Below are 20,373 nucleotides of genomic sequence, written 5' to 3'. Positions count from 1 at the left end.
TTCCTAGTAGATTTTCTACTATTGATATATAGATTTTGGCGATTGTGGCGAAGTGGTTAACGCACCTGATTGTGGTTCAGGCATTCGTGGGTTCGATTCCCATCAGTCGCCCCATTTAATATTATTGGGCTATAGCCAAGCGGTAAGGCATCGCACTTTGACTGCGACATGCGTTGGTTCAAATCCAGCTAGCCCAGCCATTTTTTTAACCTGCGGGTGTAGTTTAGTGGTAAAACCTCAGCCTTCCAAGCTGATGATGAGAGTTCGATTCTCTTCACCCGCTCCAAATAAATGGGCCTATAGCTCAGCTGGTTAGAGCGCACGCCTGATAAGCGTGAGGTCGATGGTTCGAGTCCATTTAGGCCCATCATAATTGACGAATCAAAAAGACTTGAAAGCTTTAAATAGCTTCCAAGTCTTTTTTTGAAAGATAAGAAAGTATAAAATTTTGGGTCTACCACAGTCTTTTGGGCTGTGGTATTTTCACTTTATGGAGAGGAATATTCTTAGAGAAATCTTTTTTGATAAATACAGCATTGGGAAGCATTCAAAAATAAACACGGAGCTAAAATTCGCCCTATCGTCGTAAAAATAATTACTGGTTTTTTTCAAAAGAAAGCCAAAGTAACACCTGGAATAATAGCCGGACTTCATACTTTTGGTTCAAGAGTTAACTTCAATCCACATGTACATATATTAGTTACAATGGGAGGACTAACGGAAAAAGGAGAATGGAAACAGTATGACTTTTTGCCTTTCGCGATGCTTAGGAAACAATGGCTTTTACAGACAAACCCCGATGAGAAACCAAGAGAAGTGTCCGCAACCAGATCTCACTTCTGGAACCCCTGATGAGAAATCATGGAAATCCCGTATCCTTACAAAATCACTGATAAATAAGTCCATTGCCAAACCCCTTCAGAAGTAAAGATACTCCTAAGTAACCTTGTTATTCATTTCTACAATTAATCATGCTGCACCATTCATGTATATCAATTGAAGTAATTTTCCGACCTGGAAAAAGTAGTTTAACTTCCTCTACCATGCGTAGTATGCCAATGCAACCAACTCCTCGCAACCACAAACATCACAAATCACCTTGTTTCCTGGTCCTTTTCTAAAAATATGCCTCTATTATGTGGAATAAAATAAGGATACCACTTGATAACGGTACCCTTTCCTCATAGAATCATTTTTACCTTTTTCACATTACTAAGGAATCTTCTTGTGAGTTCCACTTGGTCAATCTTTTTCCATAACCTTTACTACAGAGTTTTGAATGATCATTTCGGTAGGTACTATTTTCGGACCATTACTAGCTTTGTTAACTTTAATTTTATCAAAAAGGAGTTTAGTACCTGCATCTCCTAATTTTTTTACTGGGATTTCTATCCTTGTTAACGATGGTGATAGAAATGCTGAAACGTTAGGATTACTGTAGCCAACAATGGAAATATCGTTTGGTATTGAAATTCCATTTTCTAATGCAGATTTATAAAGACCCATCACCTTTAAATCATCTGTTGCAAAAACGGCAGTGGGACGTTGAGAAGAAAGAAGCAGATCAGTAGCGGAATCATGTGCAGTGTTAACTGTATAGCCACTATTAATGATCCATTCTTTCCTTAATGGAAGCCCATAATCCTTTAAACAGTCCTTATAGCCTTCTAATCGATCGATTGAAACATGATAATCGAGTGGTGAGTGTAGACAAGCTATTTCCCTATGTCCTTGTTCAATTAAAAATTTAGTTAAATCATAACTATCTTGATAATTATTTGTGTCCACAGAAAAGATATTGGTATATTCCCCTTCAACTTTTCCAATAACAACAATTGGAATATTAAAAACATCTAATTGTTTGAAAAAGTTTTCATTAGCAGGAGAACTTAACATGATAATTCCTTTGATCATTTTTTCCTTTATTTTGGTGATGCACTTTTCAAGTTCATCTTTACTGTTTCTCGATGTTTGTATAATTACATCAAAGTTCTCTTCCTCGGCATTTGAAGAAATTCTGTGTATAATCTCAGAGAAAAAAGGATTGTTAGCGGTAGTTTTTGCAGACCGCGAAACAACCATTATGGCATCAAAACCTGAAGAAAGGGCACGGGCCAATTTACTTGGCTGGTAATTTAATTCCTCGATTGCTTTTAATACACGTTCACGAGCTTCCTCAGAAATATTACTTTGGTTATTAAGTACACGAGATACAGTAGATTTTGAAACATTTGCAACACGAGCTATATCGTAAATAGTGTGAACCAATATTTCTCCTCCTCTGTAATTTAAAGTGTATAAATTTTTTTGAAATAGTTTATACAGGGGTGATAGTAATAATCAAGCCCCTTTCAGATATAATAATGAATATGTTTGCAATTGTGGGAGTTAGGATTGTTTGTTTGAGGTGGGAGTAATATAGGATTCATTATATTGATGAATGACAAATGTAGCAATAGAAATTTTTTGGTGAATGACATTATTTCCTCTATTTTAGTATTATTGTAGGATATGAAGGCAAACTTAGAGAAAAACTAGAAATATTTTATATTGACAGAAAACGTTTTCTATATTATATTTACGTCGTGGGAGCGGTACCATAAAAATATTAATTTAATAAAAATATATTTTTTTAACCCTTTTTGGGAGCGGTACCATAAAATAAATTCAATAGAATAATATTTTTTTAATCATAATGGGAGCGGTACCACGAAGGAGGAATCATGAAGAGAATCAAAGAAAGACTTTCATTTATCTATGAAGATCATGACATTGACCCAATTTGGCAAAGCATAAAGGAACGTATTGCAAAAACAAAAACGAAATCTCTTAAGCTAAGAAAACAAAATTGGGATGAAAGAGATCTTGTATTGATTACTTATGGGGATCAATTCTATGAAAAAAATGATCCAACTTTAGATACTTTCAAGAAAATGTTTGACCAATATCTAGCAGACAAATTTGAAATTGTTCATCTATTACCCTTTTATCCTTATTCATCAGATGATGGCTTTTCGGTTATCGATTATAAAAAAGTAAATCCAAAACTCGGTAATTGGGAACATATTGAGAGTTTATCAAGGTCGGCAAGAATTATGTTTGATGATGTTTGTAATCATATATCGGCAAAGAGTGACTGGTTCCAAGAATACTTAAATGGTAATCCTGAATATCAGAATTTTTTCGTTGAAATAGATCCAACTATTGATTTAAGCGCCGTTACTAGACCTAGGGCTCTTCCTTTATTAACAAAATTCACTTTGAAAAATGGTGAGGAAAAGCATATTTGGACGACTTTTAGCGAGGATCAAATCGATTTAAATTTTAGTAATCCACAGGTTCTCTTAAAAATGATAGACGTTTTGTTATTTTATATAGAGCAAGGGGCAGAATATATTCGATTAGATGCAATCGGATTCATGTGGAAAGAGGTTGGAACAACCTGTATCCATCATGAAAAAACACATGAGATTGTAAAAATGTTCCGTGATGTTGTCGATGAAGCGGCCAAAGGGACGGTTATCATAACTGAAACAAATGTTCCGCATAAGGATAATGTGGCCTATTTTGGAAATGGAGCGGATGAAGCACATATGGTCTACCAGTTTCCATTGCCGCCATTAGTTCTGAATGCTATTCACACAGGAAATGCCAGCGCATTAACCAATTGGGCGAAGGAGCTTCCTCCAACTGGCGAGGAAACGACATTCTTCAACTTCCTAGCTTCCCATGATGGAATTGGTTTAAATCCAATTCGCGGCCTGCTTCCTGAGGAAGAAATCTTAGCAATGGTGGAAGACATGAAGACAGAAGGGGCACTTGTTAACTACAAGAAAAACCCTAATGGAAGTGAAAGTCCATATGAAATTAATGTAACGTACCTTGATGCTTTAAATAAGCGGTCAGATGATGATGAAATACGGGTAAAGCGCTTTTTGGCTGCTCACTCAATTCTCTTAACTCTACCAGGGGTGCCTGCTGTATATATCCAAAGTATTCTCGGTTCTCGGAATGATTATGATGGAGTTGCGAAAACAGGAATGAATCGATCCATCAATCGACAAAAGTATAATGTACTTGAGATCGAAGAGGAATTAATTAATCCTATTACACTTAGAAATAAAATTTATCGTGAATTAACAAAAATAATCCAAATTCGTAAAATGGAACCGCTATTCCATCCAAATGCAGCCATGGAAGTCTTGGATTTGGGCAAGGAAATCTTCGCTTTTAAACGAAGTGACGCGGTTAATGACAGCCTGTTAGTTGTTCATAACCTGTCAAAAGAAAAAGTGAATATTACTTTAACTGGAAGTTTCCGAGACGTTATTTCAGGAGAAAAGATAGAAATTGATAACTCTATGTCATTAGATCCATATCAATTTGTTTGGTTAAAACCAATTATTAACTAGGAGGAAAATAAATGTTTAAAAAGGGCGTAAGTTTAATAGTTATTTTATTATTAGCAGTTGCCTTAACAGCTTGTGGAGGCAATAAAGAAGGTGCAGATGGAAAAACAACAATCGAGTTTATGCATTCGTCCGTAGAACAAGAACGTTTAGCTGTTATTAATAAATTGGTTGCAGAATTCGAGAAAGAAAATCCATCTATTAAGATTAAACAAGTACCTGTTGAAGAAGACTCTTATAACACTAAAATCGTTACATTAGCTAGTGCTGGAAAATTACCGGCTGTCCTTGAGGTTGGTCAGGATTATGCGAAAGTAATGGATAAAGATGGACTAATTGATCAAGATTCTGTTAAAAAGATTATCGATAAAGTTGGAGAAGAAAATTACTATGATGGTGCTTTAAAATTAATGGGCACTGAAAACGGTAAAAGCTACACAGGTGTTCCGATTAGCGGCTGGGTTCAAGGCATTTGGTATAACAAAGAAATGCTTACAGCAAAAGGCTTGAAAGAACCGAAGAATTGGGACGATGTAATCGCCATTGCCAAGGCGTTTACTGATAAAGGAAATAAAAAATATGGTATTGCTTTACCAACAGTAGAAGGCGGATTCTCTGAACAAGCTTTTTCTCAATTTGCTTTATCAAACAATGCAAATGTTTTAGATGGAAAAGGAAAACTGAACATCGATACTCCAGAAATGAAAGAAGCATTATCTTATTATAAAGAACTATCTCAATATACAATGCCAGGTTCTAATGATACGACTGAAGTTAAGGATGCATTCATGAACCAAACTGTACCAATGGCAGTATATTCAACGTATATTCTCCCTTCTGTTTTTGAAGAAGGAAAAGCAGCCAATATCGGATTCGCGATTCCAATGGAAAAAACCAAGGCAGTTTTTGGAACAGTCTCTGCACTGACAATTTCATCAGGTTTAGAAGATGCACAGAAAGAAGCCGCTGAGAAATTTACAAGCTTCATGTCAAAGCCAGAGAATATGACTGCTTGGGTATTAATGTCCCCAGGTGGTGCGCAGCCGGTAAGTAAACTCGTTACAGAAAATGCAGATTATCAGGCAAATGAGGTTATTAAAGCATTTGGTAACCTATCTTCTGAAATAGCAGCATCCTTTAATGATATTCAAGTGTTTGGTTTAGTAGATGGTAAAAACTACATGAAAATGGGGGATATCACAAGTTCAGGTGCGATTCCTAAAATGGTTAACAGTGTCACAGTTGGCAATAAAAGTGTCGATAGTGAACTAACAAATGCTGCTAAGGAAATTAATGAAGTTCTAAAGAAATAGGATTTCCGGGGGTATTACCTATTTGGTAATGCCCTCAAATTTAAATTAGCATGAAACTGCTCAGACAAACGGTATCCTGATACGGCGGTAAAATATTTCTACACTGGGAGGTACCATGAAAACAAAATTAAAAGGGAAATCGGATGCGAAATTGGCAATCACCTTGCTGGCACCTAGTATTTTCTTATTATTATTGCTTGTCGCATATCCAATGATTTCAAACATACAAATCAGTTTCTTTGATCAACCCATTAATCCTCGCTTAGATGCTATTTTTGTTGGATTTGAAAACTATAAAAGTATTCTAACGGATGGTGAGTTTTATTTATCGTTAGGGGTTACGTTTTTATACATGCTTCTTACCGTTGTAGGGAGCACGGTGGTGGGCCTGGCAATTGCCATCTTTTTTAACCGTCCATTTAAATTTCGAAAAACGTCTCGATCGTTAATCATACTTTCATACGTAACACCCTCGATTTCATTAATCTTTGCTTGGAAATATATGTTCAATAATGGCTACGGTATTGTCAACTATTTAGGAGGAGATGTTCTTCATTTATTTAAAGAGGCGCCTCTTTGGTTCGACAATCCTGTTAGCAGCTTTCTTTTGGTAGTTTTATTTGCGATTTGGAGATATTTCCCATATGCTTTCATTTCGTTTCTAGCGATTCTTCAAACGATTGATTCGACCCTCTATGAAGCAGCAGAAATAGATGGCGCAAGTGCATGGGAGAAATTTAAAATTGTAACATTACCTGCCATTATGCCGGTTCTATTAACGGTCGTTACTTTACGTTCCATCTGGATGTTCTATATGTTTACTGATGTCTATCTTCTAACAAACAAAGTAGATATCCTCGGCATTTACTTATATAAAACTGCCTTTGCGTTCAACGATCTAGGTAAAGCATCATCTATTTCAGTAATATTGTTTATTATTCTTTTCCTTGTAATTATGGTAGCAAGAAAGCGGGTGAACTTAAATGGCAATGGCGAGCAGTAAAAAGAACAAGATTTCAAAGACAATCGGGTTTTATGTTGCACTTGTAGGAATACTTGGTATTTCTCTGTTTCCATTTTTCATTATGTTGATGACATCCTTTAAAAGTTCTAAAGAGGCCGTTGCAACGAACCCAACGTTTTTCCCAAAAGAGTGGACATTTAAGCATTATGTAGATATCTTCAATCCTGATATCTTTCCATACTTGGCTTATTTTAAAAATAGTCTTTTCGTATCCATTACGGCAGCACTTTTGGCTGTAGGCATTGGTATTTTTGGAGCGTATGCCTTATCCAAATTAAAATTTAAGGGACGCATAACCATTAACGCCAGTTTTTACACAGTCTATATGTTCTCAGGAATTTTGCTAGTTGTACCATTGTTTAAAATTATCTCTGGATTAGGCTTATATGATACAAAGACTTCGCTAATCATAACGATGATTGTGCAAACATTACCAACCGCTATCTTCATGTTAAAAAGTTACTTTGATACGATTCCTGTTGACTTAGAAGAAGCGGCTATGATTGACGGGTTAAACCGAGTTCAGATTATATTCCATATCATTATTCCATTATCTATTTCAGGAATCATATCCGTGTTTGTATATGCCTTTATGATTGGATGGAATGATTATTTGTTTGCATCGATTTTCTTATCCGATTCAGCCAATTTCACTTTACCAATTGGATTAAATGCGCTATTTAGTACGCCAGATTATGTTTGGGGACGGATGATGGCAGCATCGCTCGTAACAGCATTACCAGTTGTCATTATGTATGCCATTTCCGAACACTTTATTAAAGGCGACGCAACAGCAGGCGGGGTAAAAGGTTAATAAACTTTGAAAAAACGAGAGGAAGTAATGTAATCATGAAAAAGTTAGTTGCAGTAGAACCAAGAAAAGCGGCATTAGTAGAATATGAAGATCGCCATGTACAACCAAATGAAGTGAAGATTGATGTTGACTTTGCTGCACCTAAACACGGTACGGAAGTCATCGATTTCCGCGGTCAAACACCTTTTATGGGTGAGAATTTTAATGAAGAATGGCGCATGTTCATGCCTCGTGAAGAGGGTTCAGCACCAGGAATCGTATTTGGTGAATTTCAGCTTGGTAACATGGTAGTTGGTAAGATTGTTGAAATTGGCAGTGATGTAACAGAGTACCAAGTTGGCGAAACGGTATGTACCTATGGACCAATTATGGAAACTGTTATTGTCAATGCTATAAATAACCACAGATTACGCAAAATGCCTGAGGGAGCAAAATGGCAAAATGCGGTTTGCTATGACCCTGCACAATTTGCCTTGAGCGGTGTGCGTGATGCACATGTTCGTGCCGGTGATGTTGTTGTGATTGTAGGATTAGGAGCAATTGGCCAAATCGCCATTCAACTTGCGAAAAAAGCGGGAGCAAGTATTGTTGTGGGTGTTGACCCTATTGAACACCGCTGTGAAATAGCTCTTCGCAATGGTGCGGATGTTTGTTTCGACCCTACTTCCTGTGATTTAGGATATGAAGTGAAAAAGCTAACAAATAAAATGGGTGCGGACTCGATCATTGAAACGAGTGGAAATGCTGCTGCACTTCAGGATGCATTAAAAGGAATTGCCTATGGTGGAATCATTTCCTATGTAGCTTTTGGAAAGTCATTCCCTGCAGGATTAAATTTTGGCCGTGAAGCTCATTTTAACAATGCTAAAATTGTTTTCTCACGTGCTGCTAGTGAACCAAACCCTGATTACCCTCGCTGGAATCGTAAGCGAATCGAAGACACATGCTGGGAATTGTTAATGAACGGTTACCTGAATTGTGAAGATATTATTCAACCAATCGTTACATTTGAAACAAGTGCAGAAGCATACATGGAATATGTGGACCAACATCCTGAACTAAGTATTAAGATGGGAATTGAATATAAAAAGTAAAAGTTTGTTTAAATGCCTTTTCGACTCAATTACAATCTGACTGAAATCCATACATTTTTTACGATGATATGGATTTTAGTTTTACACCAGTATATTGGAGGAGTTTTCTGTGAAAATCGGTACACAAAACCAAGCGTTTTTTCCTGAAGATATTAAAGAAAAGTTTAGATATTTAAAAGAAGTAGGCTTTGAAGGCTTCGAAATAGATGGAAAATTTTTAGTCGATCATTTAGATGAGGTAAAAGAGGCGATAGCGGAAACAGGAATTCCAGTTACGACTGCTTGTGGAGGGTATAGTGGTTGGATCGGAGACTTTATTGAAGAACGCAGATTAAAGGGTTTAGAAGAAATTAAACAGATTCTAGAAGCACTTCAGGAAGTCGGTGGGAAAGGGATTGTAGTCCCTGCCGCATGGGGCATGTTTACCTTCCGCTTGCCGCCAATGGACTCACCACGGAGCCTAGCAGGGGACCGAAAGGCAGTAAGTGAGTCCCTTATTTACTTGGATGGAATTGCCGAAGAAACAGGAACGACTATTTTCTTAGAACCATTAAATCGTTATCAGGATCATATGATAAACACTCTCGCAGATGCAAGAAGATATATAGAAGAAAATAACTTAAAGAACGTTAAAATTATTGCTGATTTTTATCATATGAATATTGAAGAAGATGACATTTCAGAAAGCTTGCATCAGAATCGTGATTTAGTGGGTCATATTCATCTCGCTGATAATCATCGTTATCAACCTGGAAGCGGCTCGCTGGATTTCAAAAAGCACTTTACTCAGTTAAGGGAAGACGGCTATAACGGATATTTAACGATAGAGTGTCGTGTCAGAGGCAATGATCTGGAAGCAGAATATATAAAGGCGTTACATCACCTTCAAGAATCATTAATTTGAGAGGGGTTACATCGTGATTAAAAAGAAAGTTGCGATCATCGGCGGTGGACAGGTAGCAGAAAAGGTGCATATTCCTAACTATCAAGCTAGGGAAGAACTAGAAATAGTTGCAGTGGTTAGTCCAAATTCTGACCGGGCAAGGAGTTTTGCTGAACGGAATGGAATTCCTCGCTTTTACACAGATGCTGCTGAAATGTTTGCGATGGAAAAACCAGATATTGTTAGTGTCTGCACGCCAAATAAGTTTCATTATGAAAATGTGATGCGGGCTTTGGAATGTGGTAGTGATGTACTTTGTGAAAAGCCTCCTGCAATTTCTTCTTCTGAGGCAAAGAGTATGCAAATGGCTGCTGAAAAAAACGACTGCATTCTAGCCTATAATTTTCACCACAGGTTTGCTGATGATGTGAAAATTGTACGCGAGAGTGTTGAAAATGGTGTCCTTGGTGACATCTATGTTTCAAAGGCCAAAGCATTAAGACGCTGTGGAATACCAGGATGGGGGACTTTTACAAATAAAGAGATCCAAGGTGGAGGCCCCCTTATTGATTTAGGTGCACATATGTTGGACGCCGCTTTATATGTCCTTGGTTTTCCAAAAATCGAGAAGGTTACGGCGAAAATGTATCAAAAGATCGGCACTAAGAAATCCCAAGGAACACTGGGAGAATGGGATCCGGCAAAATTTAAAGTGGAGGATTCCCTTTTTGGATTTATAGAATTAGAAGGCGGTCGTCTATTACAAATAGAAACCTCCTTTGCCTTAAATATCAAAGAGACATCTGTCATGAATGTTGAGTTTTGCGGGGACCAAGCAGGAGCAACCCTTTTTCCTGCCGAAATCTATACAGATGAGAACGGAGAACTTGTCTCTCTACTATCAAGAGAAGAGGCAGATTCAGACCGCCATCACAAAAGCCTGTCAGCTTTCATCGATAAGTGTTTAGGAAAAGATGTCATGATTGCGGATGGAAAACAAGGATACATTATCCAACAACTAATAGAAGCTCTATATCAATCTGCTGAAAAAGGTGAAAGTGTATCCCTATGAAAAACGAACAAGTAATATACGATCATAAATTTGATTTACATTCTATTAATAAATTTGCTAGTTTAATGACATTAGGTAATGGTTACCTAGGCTTACGTGCTGCGTTTGATGAAGATTATTTTGAACAAACACGCGGTATGTATGTTGCTGGTATTTATAATAAAGCCTCTGTAAACGAACCATCAGATTTAGTGAATTTACCTGATTTGGCAGGTATAAGAATCGAGATTGATCACGAGATTTTCTCTATGTTAAATGGGAAGATTCTTTCTTATGAACGCTACTTAGATCTTGAGACAGGTGAATTAAGACGTGAGTTATTGTGGGAAAACAGAGGCGGGGCCCGATTTCGCTTTGTTTTCCAACGGTTTGTCGCGAAAAATAACCTGCATGTATTAGCTTCAAAAGTGACCGTCACGAGCCTAGATAACACGGCCAGCATAAGAATTGTAACCGGAATTAATGCCCAGCAAACCAATTTTGGGAAACAGCATTTAATTGAAGAAAAGGTTCGAGTATTTGATGAAGAAGTCATGCAAGGAGTATATAAAACTACGGAATCAGGGCATACGATTGCACTTGCAACAAGTTGTAAATGCCCAGCAGAGAGTGAAATTGCATTTGTAGCGAAGAATCGCCAGCTTCAAACCATCATTAAGGATGAACTAAATGTTAATCATCCATTTATTTTTGAAAAACTTTGTACTGTTTTCACCTCACTTGATCAAGGTGAGGCTGGTAAAGATCCCGAGGCTGCGAGTATCAATGAATTACGTATGATTTCAGCACACGGGTATGATGCATTACTAGAAATGTCAGCGCTTAAATGGCAGGATTTTTGGCAGCAAAAACGTATCCAGATTTCCTCTACTGATCAATTTGATCAAACAGCAATGGATTTTGCCCTCTATCATCTTGAGATCATGACACCCGCCCATGATGAACGTTTCAGTATCGGCGCAAAGGGGCTGACTGGAGAAGGATACAAAGGGCATGTTTTTTGGGATACGGAGATATTTATTAAACCTTTTCATCAATATACAGAACCGGAAACGGCTAAGAAACTTTTAATCTATCGATATTTACATTTGCAGCAAGCAAAAGAAAAAGCTGCACAAAATGGCTATGAGGGAGCATTGTTCCCCTGGGAAAGCGCGTTTACTGGGGAAGAAGAAACACCTGAGTTTGCCGCTATTAATATTAGAACAGGGAAACGGCAGAAAGTCGCATCCGCAGTAGCCGAGCATCACATTGTCGCGGACATTGCTTATGCTGTGGTTCAATATTATCAAACGACCCTTGATGAAGAATTTATGAAAAAAGAAGGGCTAGCGCTCCTTAAAGATACGGCAAAGTTTTGGATCAGCCGAGCGGTAAAGGAGAATGGGCAACTGTCCATTAAAGATGTCATTGGGCCTGATGAGTATACCGAGCACATTGATAATAATGCCTATACAAACTATATGGCGTATTACAATGTAGACCAAGCCCTTTATTTTATGGGGCAATATGGTGAAGTTGATGAGGTGCTCCAGGAGCAGGGACGAGCTTTCTTAACACAATTGTATTTACCAAAGCCAAATGAACAGCTAATTATTCCACAAGATGATACTTTCTTGAATAAGCCGGAGATTGACCTAGCCCGCTATAAAGAAAATCAAGGCAGCCAAGGCATATTATTGGATTATTCACGGGCAGAGGTCAATGAAATGCAAATTTTAAAGCAAGCTGATGTTGTCATGTTGATGTACTTGTTCCCGGAACTATTTGAAGCCGATGTCGTTTTGAAAAACTTAAGCTATTATGAAGAGCATACGATCCACGATTCATCGCTAAGTAAAGCCATTCATGCGATTGTTGCTGCGAGATGTAATGACCATAATTCTGCTTATCGCTTTTTTCAAGAGGCATGCTTAATCGATTTGGGTCCCAACCCACACTCTTCAGACGAAGGGCTTCACGCTGCATCGCTAGGTGCGATCTGGCTGACAACTATGTTTGGATTTGCTAATATTTCCTTAAAAAATAATTGTTTGAGACTGGATCCTAAGTTACCAGGAAATTGGTCTGAACTTAAGTTTAAGTTAACTATTCACGGTTGCCAGATAGAAATCTTGATGACACATGAGAACGTCGTAGTGTCCAAGTGTTCAGGACCTGATCTTTTACTAGAAATTAACGGAACTGAATACCTTTTGACTGATCGAATTGAAATGACTTTATAAATCGAGGAGAAAACAATGAAAATTGTTATTGCACCAGATTCATTTAAAGAAAGTCTAGCTGCAGACCAAGTAGCTGAGGCCATACAAGCTGGGTTCATGGAATTTTTCCCTGAAGCAGAGTATCATTTATTGCCAATTGCGGATGGTGGGGAAGGAACCGTTCAAGCTTTATCATCCGCAACGGGCGGAAAACTGGAAGCCACCACTGTAACAGGACCTTTATATGATCCTGTTATGGCAAAGATCGCTTTTTCCAACGATGGGAAAATAGCTTTTATTGAAATGGCAGAAGCGTGTGGGTTGCATCTTGTTCCATTAAATCGACGAAATCCATTACAAACAACTTCTTATGGTGTAGGGGAATTAATTTTACATGCCATCAACCGCGGGGCTGTTGAACTGATTATTGGAGTTGGGGGAAGTGGGACTAATGATGGCGGTTTGGGAATGGCTTCAGCGCTAGGTTACCAATTTTTCGATCGGAATGGGGAATTAGTCGACGGTGTTGGTCAAGATTTGTTTCAAATCCATTCAATGTCTGATATAAATCGAGATAAACGATTAGATCATGTAAAAATAACCATTGCGGCAGACGTCGATAATCCACTAACAGGTCAAAATGGTGCAACATATGTTTATGGACCTCAAAAAGGTCTGCCTGAAGCCATGTTATGTGAAGTAGATCAAGCAATGGGTGAATTTTATCAAATGGCTTGCGGTCATTTAGGGAAGGACGTCACCACGCTGCCAGGCAGTGGTGCAGGCGGCGGCATGGGTGCGGGGCTTATCCTATTTGCTAACGCCACTATCAAAAAAGGCATTGAACTTATACTCGAACAATTAAAGGTAAAGGAAATTTGTCAGGATGCTGACATCGTAATCGTTGGGGAAGGGAAAATAGACGGGCAAACCTTATATGGCAAAGCACCAATGGGCGTTGCATCCTGTGCTCCGCCGCAGGCCAAGGTTATTGCGATTTGTGGAAGTGTGGGTGCCGGCAGTGAAGCACTTTATGAACATGGATTTGATGCTATTTTTCCAACGATTCCTGCCTTACTTCCAATTGAACAAATTATGGATGGCGCCTACACGAATATTAAGACAACGTCTCGAAATATTGCGGCGCTAATTCACAAAGGAGGAAAATAAGCATGTTAAATCCAGCGATTGAGGCCGTCGTATTTGACCTTGATGGGGTCATAACGGACACCGCTCATTTTCATTATTTAGCGTGGAAACAACTGGCCGAGGAACTAGACATTGTCATAGATGAGGTTTTTAATGAAAGATTAAAGGGTGTTAGTCGTATGGATTCCCTTGAAATCATTTTAAAAGAAGGAAATCGTCAAAACGACTTCACTTTAGTAGAAAAGGAAGAAATGGCGGATAAGAAAAACCATCATTATTGTGACTTATTAAAACAATTAACCCCAAACGATGTTTTGCCTGGAATTTTAGAATTAATATCGAATATCAAAGCAGAAGGAATTCCAGTTGGATTAGCATCTGTTTCGAAAAATGCTGGTACAGTCTTAAAAGCATTAGCATTAGAAGGAGCTTTTGATTATATTGCCGACGCAGCGAAGATTAAAAAGTCCAAACCAGATCCGGAAATTTTCCTAACAGCCTGTAAGGGACTAGGGGCTAGCCCTAAGCGGTCAATTGGAATCGAGGATGCACAAGCTGGTATTGAGGCAATCAACTCAAGCGAAATGTTTTCAGTAGCAGTTGGAGATACACTTCGTGATGCCGATTACCAAGTAGGAACGACCATTGAACTCCAGTGGAAAAGTATTAAAGAGGCATTTGGAAACTCCTTAAAGAGTTCTAAATAATAGGACTACGTAACGAACTTTAAAAACTAATCAAACGTTTGATTAAATCGTCTTTAAGCCTAGAGTTATAAGGTTTTCTTCATAGGGCTATTGCTAGAATGAAAAACTAATCAAACGTTTGATTAAAATGGCTTGAAGCAAAACCTTATCACCTAAAGATAAGGTGGCTAGTCAGAGGATAGAAAGGTAAATCGATATAGGCTGCTGGCATTAATGGAGTGGCTGAATAAAATAAAAGGCTGCCGAGGGTTTTTCGACAGCCTGAGGGGGCATCTGAATGCCCCCTTTTTTAGCCTTATTTCAGTGCTTTGCTGACCTTTAGTTTCTTCCCTTTAATGGTGGCATTCTCCATTGCCTGTAAGACGAGTGCGCCCTTGCCATTAAGAATATCAACATAGGTCATTTGATCTTGGATAGTGATAATGCCAATATCATCGGCCGAGACTCCAGGAATTTTCGCGATAGTCCCAACGAAATCGACCGCGCGCATCTTTTTCTTTTTTCCACCACTGAAATGGAGCTTCATGATGCCTTGGTTAATCCGGGCCGTTTTATTATTTCTTACTACACGACGGCCGCCGATTTTTTCCTCGAAAGCGTCTTTTCCTTTCGCTACGTCCTCAGGCTTGGGTGCTTCCATTTTAGGAATCTCAAAGCCAATATACCGTTCAATCGCTCGAACAAATTTCCCTTCATGTGGTGTGGCAAACGTTATTGCTTTGCCTTCATTGCCGGCACGACCGGTTCTTCCTGTGCGGTGGACGTAACTTTCTTTTTCCATAGGGACGTCATAATTGATGACGAGGGTTACATTATCAATATCAATTCCGCGTGCGGCAACATCTGTTGCGATGAGGTAGCGGAAATTCCCCATTTTAAATCCATCCATCACGGCGAAACGATCATGTTGTTCTAAGCCCCCATGAAGTCGCTCGCAGGAATAATTGGCGTCTTCCAATTCGGAATAGACAGTATCCACATGTTCCTTTGTTCGGCAAAAAATAAGACAACTGTCTGGATTCTCGACAACTGTAACATCTTTTAGCAGGGAAAGCTTGTCTTCTTCTTTGACCTCTATTAATAAATGTTCAATCGTATCCGTCGTGACCCCGGTAGAAGCGATCTCGATATTTACAGGATTTTTCATATATTTATGGCAGAGGTTTTCTACATCCTCTGGTAAGGTAGCCGAGAAGACCATGGTGACTCTGTCGGAAGGAAGTTCTTTAATGATCGCTTCGACATCGTCGATAAACCCCATATTAAGCATTTCATCCGCTTCATCGATAATAAGATACTTGATTTCATCAAGAATGAGGGTTTCTCTATCAATATGGTCCATGACACGTCCTGGTGTACCCACTACGACATGCGTCTTTTGCTGCAATTCTTCTTTTTGCTTTGAAAATGGCTCTTTTCCATAAACGGCCATCGCCTTAATCCGTTTAAATCGGCCGATATTCGTCACATCTTCGCGCACTTGAACAGCAAGTTCTCTTGTTGGAGTAAGAATTAATGCTTGTGGCTTTCTTTCTTCCCAGTTAATCATGTTGCAAATAGGGATAGCAAAAGAGGCGGTCTTGCCGCTACCTGTTTGTGATTTTACGACAAGGTCTTGATTCGTCAATGCTAAGGGAATGACTTCAGTTTGAACCTCGGTAGGAGTGTCATATTTTAAAATGGCCAGTGCTCTTGTGATTTCATCACTTAAATTATAATCGGTAAAACTTTTTTCGCTCATATATTAACCTCGTTTAAATTAGTATTATCCGGCTTATCTATAGGATTTCTCGCAAAGAAATATCATATGCATAATCTGAATACGCTCCATTATACTTGATAGAGCTGAAAAAAACGAACAGTGATTAATATTAGCGTTGTTCGGCCTGATTTACGATCTAAGGGATACTTCTTAAGCGGGAGGAAAAGGATTACCTGAGCTTAAATTTAATTAAAAAAATTATTTTGAAAAAAAGTGCCTGACATCAGAAACGTTGCTATATCTGGTGTCAGGCACTTTTTTGCTGAAAAATATTATTGTAATGTGACATTTGTCATACCCTGTACATGACACCTGCTACTAACAAGGACAAACTCCTTTGTCTATACTTTGTTATAACGACACAAAGAAGGAAGGGAATTCAAAAAAATGACCCTACAAAATACGAAGACTCTAAAAAAACAAGTGGCTCCCTTTGAAAAATCAACGACAAAAGAAAGTGTATGGCAAATTATTAACACGGTCCTGCCATTTATTGGCTTGTGGTACCTTGCCTATGTAAGCTTATCCGTTTCCTATTGGCTAGCATTAGTTCCGATTGTGGTAGCCGCAGGATTTTTAACAAGGATGTTTATCATATTTCATGACTGCACCCATCATTCCTTTTTTAAAAGCCGACGTGCCAACCGAATCGTTGGGACAGCCATGGGTGTGTTAACAATCTTCCCGTTTGATCAATGGGGACATGAGCATTCGGTTCATCATGCCACAAGCGGGAACTTGGATAAAAGGGGAACAGGTGATATTTGGACACTGACAGTTGAAGAATATTTAGCTGCACCACTTAGACTCCGTTTAGCTTATCGTTTTTATCGTAATCCATTGGTAATGCTAGGCTTAGGACCGATTTATGTGTTCCTTCTTAAGAATCGATTTAACCGTAAAGGCGCTAAAAGGAAGGAACGTAATAATACGTATTTAACGAATGTCTTGATCGTTTCTTTGATTGTCTTGCTTTGTTGGGCAGTTGGATGGCAGGCATTTCTATTAGTACAGGGCTCAATTTTCATGATTTCTGGGGCCTCGGGCATTTGGTTGTTTTATGTACAGCACACTTTTGAAGATTCTTACTTTGAAGAAGATAAAGAGTGGGAATATGTAAAAGCTGCAGTAGAAGGTAGTTCGTTCTATAAGCTTCCAAAAGTTTTACAATGGCTAACAGGAAATATTGGTTTTCACCATGTTCACCATTTAAGCCCAAGAGTTCCTAACTATAAATTAGAAGAGGCGCACAAAAATACGCCGCCACTTCAAAACGTACCAACCATTACACTGGCTACCAGCTTACGGTCCATCCGATTCCGTTTGTGGGATGAGGAACGAAAGAATTTCGTGAGTTTTAGAGAAGTCAAAGCTTTAGCAAAGAAAAAGTTTTCCGTCCAACAAGTGAAACCGGAAATCTAACAACAAATGAAATCACGATAACAGGCTTGCTCCCCTTCATGAAGGGGAGCTGCTATTTACAAAGGCTATTGTCGCAAAGATTGTTGTTTTTCATAAAAGTTTAACAACCCGTATAAACTATATGCTTCGTTGCATCTTTTCGTAAAAACCTTTGCGAAAATTGCCTAGAAACTTAGTAAATGACCCTAATAAAGTTCCAAAAGCAACAAAGTTTACGAAAAGAGCATTTACATAACAGGTGCCAGAGAAGGAGAGAACAGATATGATTCGAATTGTTATTGCTGAGGATCAGGAACTGCTGCTTGGAGCAATGGGTTCTCTCTTGAATTTGGAAGAGGATATGGAAGTGGTTGGTCAGGCGAGTAATGGGGAAGAAGCCCTTGCATTAGTGCACCGATTACAGCCGGATGTTTGTATCATGGATATTGAGATGCCTGAAATGAGCGGCCTTGAAGCAGCAGAAGCCTTAAGGACATTTGGATGTAAGGTGATGATCCTAACAACCTTTGCTCGAGGGGGATATTATCAGCGAGCCTTACAGGCGGATGTAAAAGGGTATTTATTAAAGGATAGCCCGAGTGAAGAATTAGCAAGTTCCATTCGCAGTATTGTGGATGGAGATAGAATCTTCTGCCCGGAGCTTATCGATGAAGACCCCAGTGAGCACGAACATGGAATAGAAGAATTCCAAAGGCGCCTCCAGCCACAAACAAAAATTACCACAGTCAGAAACTACCTCACCACCATAATCGATAAAATGAAAATGCCAACAGGCTAAAAATAGTAAAAAAATACGGTGTCAGGCACCATGTGAAAAATTCACATGGTGCCTGACACCGTTTATATTTCAATAATAATAGGCAGAATCATGGGTTTTCTTTTTGTTTGGGCGAATAGGTATTGTCCGACGGATTTTTTGATGTTTTGTTTGATGACATTCCATTGTTTGATGTTTTCACTTTGCAAGTCATTAATGGTTTTCTTAGCAAGGCGGTTAATCTCTTTTAGAAGTTCATCCGAATTTCTTGCATACACGAAACCACGTGTAATGGTGTCAGGTCCAGAGATAATCCTTCGGTCCGATTTATTAATCGTTATAACAATAACAAGCATTCCATCCTCGGAAAGTTGTTTCCGGTCTCGTAACACAATGTCCCCGACATCACCAACACCCATCCCGTCCACATAAGTATCTCCTGCTGGAATCGACCGAGTCTGACGGGCAACAGAGTTTTCTATATCGACAACATCACCATTTTTAATGATAAAGGTGTTTCCTTTCTCTACACCCACCGACTCGGCTAATAACCGGTGATGATGCAGCATTCGATACTCCCCATGAATAGGAATAAAATAGGTCGGTTTCATCAACGTCAACATGAGCTTTAAGTCTTCTTGATAGCCATGGCCGGAAACATGCATACCCGTTGAACTTCCAGAGCCATAGATCACATTAGCACCTAGTTGATATAAGTTGTCGATGATTCGTGAAACATCCTTTTCATTGCCTGGTATTGGTGAGGCCGCTAAGATAACCGTGTCTCCGGGATAAACGGAGACATCGCGAAAGTTTCCGCTCGCTAAACGAGCAAGGGCAGCCATTGGCTCTCCTTGACTTCCAGTACAAAGGACGACCACCTTTTCTGGAGAAAGTCTATCAACTTCGCGTGGTTCGATGATCATCCCATCTGGAATGGTTAAATAACCACGCTCTATCGCAACTGAGACCACATTTACCATACTCCGGCCAAGGAGTGCGATCTTACGCTTTGCCTTTATTGCAGCAGCAACCACCTGTTGAACACGATTCACATTAGAAGCAAAGGTGGAGATAAAGATTTTCCCGTCAGCTTTCATAAAGGCCTCATCCAAATTGCCACCAATCATTTGCTCGGATGGTGTTAACCCCTTACGCTCTGCGTTGGTACTTTCTGATATTAAGACTAAGACACCTTGCTGACCAATATCGGCCATCTTATGAATATCTGAATGCTGATTATTCACAGGTGTTAAATCAAATTTGAAGTCTCCGGTATGAACCACATTCCCCTCCGGAGTATGAAACACAATGCCGAGACAGTCCGGGATACTGTGACTTACTCTGAAAAAGGAAATAGTCGTTTCTCCAAACTCAAGCTTGGAATTAGTGTCAATCGTCAAGAGCTTCGTGTTACCCTTCAACCGGTGCTCGTCTATTTTTAATTCGATGAGACCCAGTGTAAAACGGGTTGCGTAGATCGGGATGTTCAATTTTCTTAAAATATAAGGGATCCCGCCGATATGATCTTCATGCCCGTGTGTCACAATTAAAGCGCGAATCTTCTCCTGGTTTTCTTCTAGATAGGTAATATCTGGGATAATTAAATCAATTCCTAATAAACTTTCATCAGGAAACTTACCGCCGCAGTCAATGATAAAAAGATCGTCTGCGTATTGAACCACATACATGTTCTTACCGATTTCATTGATGCCGCCTAAAGCGAATATGGATAATTGCTGTTCAGTTGTTTGCAAGTGATA

General features: G+C 39.0%; 15 protein-coding genes, 4 tRNA genes and 1 pseudogene. 17 read left to right on the top strand and 3 right to left on the bottom strand.

Annotation, left to right across the window (positions count from 1 at the left end; translation table 11 throughout):
• Positions 1-38 precede the first annotated feature (38 nt).
• From ACJ004_RS20965 to ACJ004_RS20945, 5 genes and pseudogenes are all read left to right on the top strand, one after another.
• A tRNA-His gene (locus ACJ004_RS20965) sits at positions 39-114 on the top strand.
• An 11-nt stretch (positions 115-125) separates the two neighbouring features.
• Positions 126-200: transfer RNA gene (locus ACJ004_RS20960), tRNA-Gln, on the top strand.
• Positions 201-212: 12 nt separating this feature from the next.
• Positions 213-286, top strand: a tRNA-Gly gene (locus ACJ004_RS20955).
• Between the two features lie 7 nt (positions 287-293).
• A tRNA-Ile gene (locus ACJ004_RS20950) sits at positions 294-367 on the top strand.
• A 123-nt stretch (positions 368-490) separates the two neighbouring features.
• Positions 491-780: pseudogene (locus ACJ004_RS20945) on the top strand (transposase); the annotation flags it as partial.
• 462 nt (positions 781-1,242) lie between these two features.
• Here ACJ004_RS20945 and ACJ004_RS20940 read toward each other — a convergent pair.
• Positions 1,243-2,268 (bottom strand): LacI family DNA-binding transcriptional regulator, encoded by a 1,026-nt coding sequence (locus tag ACJ004_RS20940; protein WP_410895071.1) that lies wholly within the window; start codon positions 2,266-2,268, stop codon positions 1,243-1,245.
• A gap of 455 nt (positions 2,269-2,723) precedes the next feature.
• Between ACJ004_RS20940 and ACJ004_RS20935 the strand changes: the two genes are divergently transcribed.
• The 10 genes from ACJ004_RS20935 (at position 2,724) to pgmB (ending at position 14,669) form a co-directional block, all read left to right on the top strand.
• A complete protein-coding gene (locus tag ACJ004_RS20935) occupies positions 2,724-4,412 on the top strand; it encodes an alpha-amylase family glycosyl hydrolase (protein WP_410895070.1) in 1,689 nt (562 codons plus the stop codon).
• Positions 4,413-4,423: 11 nt separating this feature from the next.
• On the top strand, positions 4,424-5,722 hold the full coding sequence (locus ACJ004_RS20930) for an ABC transporter substrate-binding protein (protein WP_410895069.1): 1,299 nt from the start codon (positions 4,424-4,426) through the stop codon (positions 5,720-5,722).
• A gap of 115 nt (positions 5,723-5,837) precedes the next feature.
• The gene (locus tag ACJ004_RS20925) at positions 5,838-6,725 is read left to right on the top strand and encodes a carbohydrate ABC transporter permease (protein WP_410895068.1); all 888 of its coding nucleotides are present in this window, start codon (positions 5,838-5,840) and stop codon (positions 6,723-6,725) included.
• Entirely contained in the window at positions 6,712-7,560 is an 849-nt protein-coding gene (locus ACJ004_RS20920; protein WP_410895080.1) for a carbohydrate ABC transporter permease, read from the top strand. Before ACJ004_RS20925 ends, ACJ004_RS20920 begins: the two co-directional genes overlap by 14 nt.
• A gap of 35 nt (positions 7,561-7,595) precedes the next feature.
• The gene (locus tag ACJ004_RS20915) at positions 7,596-8,654 is read left to right on the top strand and encodes a zinc-dependent alcohol dehydrogenase (protein WP_410895067.1); all 1,059 of its coding nucleotides are present in this window, start codon (positions 7,596-7,598) and stop codon (positions 8,652-8,654) included.
• A gap of 109 nt (positions 8,655-8,763) precedes the next feature.
• Positions 8,764-9,558: a sugar phosphate isomerase/epimerase family protein gene (locus ACJ004_RS20910; protein ID WP_410895066.1), complete on the top strand. Its 795-nt coding sequence runs from the start codon at positions 8,764-8,766 to the stop codon at positions 9,556-9,558.
• 16 nt (positions 9,559-9,574) lie between these two features.
• Complete coding sequence (locus ACJ004_RS20905; RefSeq protein WP_410895079.1) at positions 9,575-10,609, top strand: Gfo/Idh/MocA family protein; 1,035 nt, start codon at positions 9,575-9,577, stop codon at positions 10,607-10,609.
• A complete protein-coding gene (locus tag ACJ004_RS20900; protein WP_410895065.1) occupies positions 10,606-12,834 on the top strand; it encodes a glycoside hydrolase family 65 protein in 2,229 nt (742 codons plus the stop codon). The genes ACJ004_RS20905 and ACJ004_RS20900 overlap by 4 nt, the downstream gene beginning before the upstream one ends.
• 15 nt (positions 12,835-12,849) lie before the next feature.
• A complete protein-coding gene (locus tag ACJ004_RS20895) occupies positions 12,850-13,983 on the top strand; it encodes a glycerate kinase (protein ID WP_410895064.1) in 1,134 nt (377 codons plus the stop codon).
• A gap of 2 nt (positions 13,984-13,985) precedes the next feature.
• On the top strand, positions 13,986-14,669 hold the full coding sequence (gene pgmB / locus ACJ004_RS20890; protein ID WP_410895063.1) for a beta-phosphoglucomutase: 684 nt from the start codon (positions 13,986-13,988) through the stop codon (positions 14,667-14,669).
• Between the two features lie 295 nt (positions 14,670-14,964).
• Here the strand turns inward: pgmB and ACJ004_RS20885 are convergent, their stop codons facing one another.
• Positions 14,965-16,410 (bottom strand): DEAD/DEAH box helicase, encoded by a 1,446-nt coding sequence (locus tag ACJ004_RS20885; RefSeq protein ID WP_410895062.1) that lies wholly within the window; start codon positions 16,408-16,410, stop codon positions 14,965-14,967.
• A 408-nt stretch (positions 16,411-16,818) separates the two neighbouring features.
• Here ACJ004_RS20885 and desA point away from each other — a divergent pair, with 408 nt between their 5' ends.
• Together desA and ACJ004_RS20875 are read left to right on the top strand one after the other, a co-directional pair.
• Complete coding sequence (gene desA / locus ACJ004_RS20880; protein WP_410895061.1) at positions 16,819-17,853, top strand: Delta(5) desaturase DesA; 1,035 nt, start codon at positions 16,819-16,821, stop codon at positions 17,851-17,853.
• 262 nt (positions 17,854-18,115) lie between these two features.
• Entirely contained in the window at positions 18,116-18,631 is a 516-nt protein-coding gene (locus ACJ004_RS20875; protein ID WP_410895060.1) for a response regulator, read from the top strand.
• Between the two features lie 62 nt (positions 18,632-18,693).
• Here the strand turns inward: ACJ004_RS20875 and ACJ004_RS20870 are convergent, their stop codons facing one another.
• Positions 18,694-20,301: a ribonuclease J gene (locus ACJ004_RS20870; protein ID WP_410895078.1), complete on the bottom strand. Its 1,608-nt coding sequence runs from the start codon at positions 20,299-20,301 to the stop codon at positions 18,694-18,696.
• Positions 20,302-20,373: the final 72 nt, after the last annotated feature.

Source organism: Neobacillus sp. 204 (assembly GCF_046562815.1).
In the GTDB taxonomy this organism is placed as follows: Bacteria; Bacillota; Bacilli; order Bacillales; family Cytobacillaceae; genus Neobacillus.
Note: the sequence above shows the minus strand (reverse complement) of the source record. Positions and strands in the feature narration are given on the sequence as shown.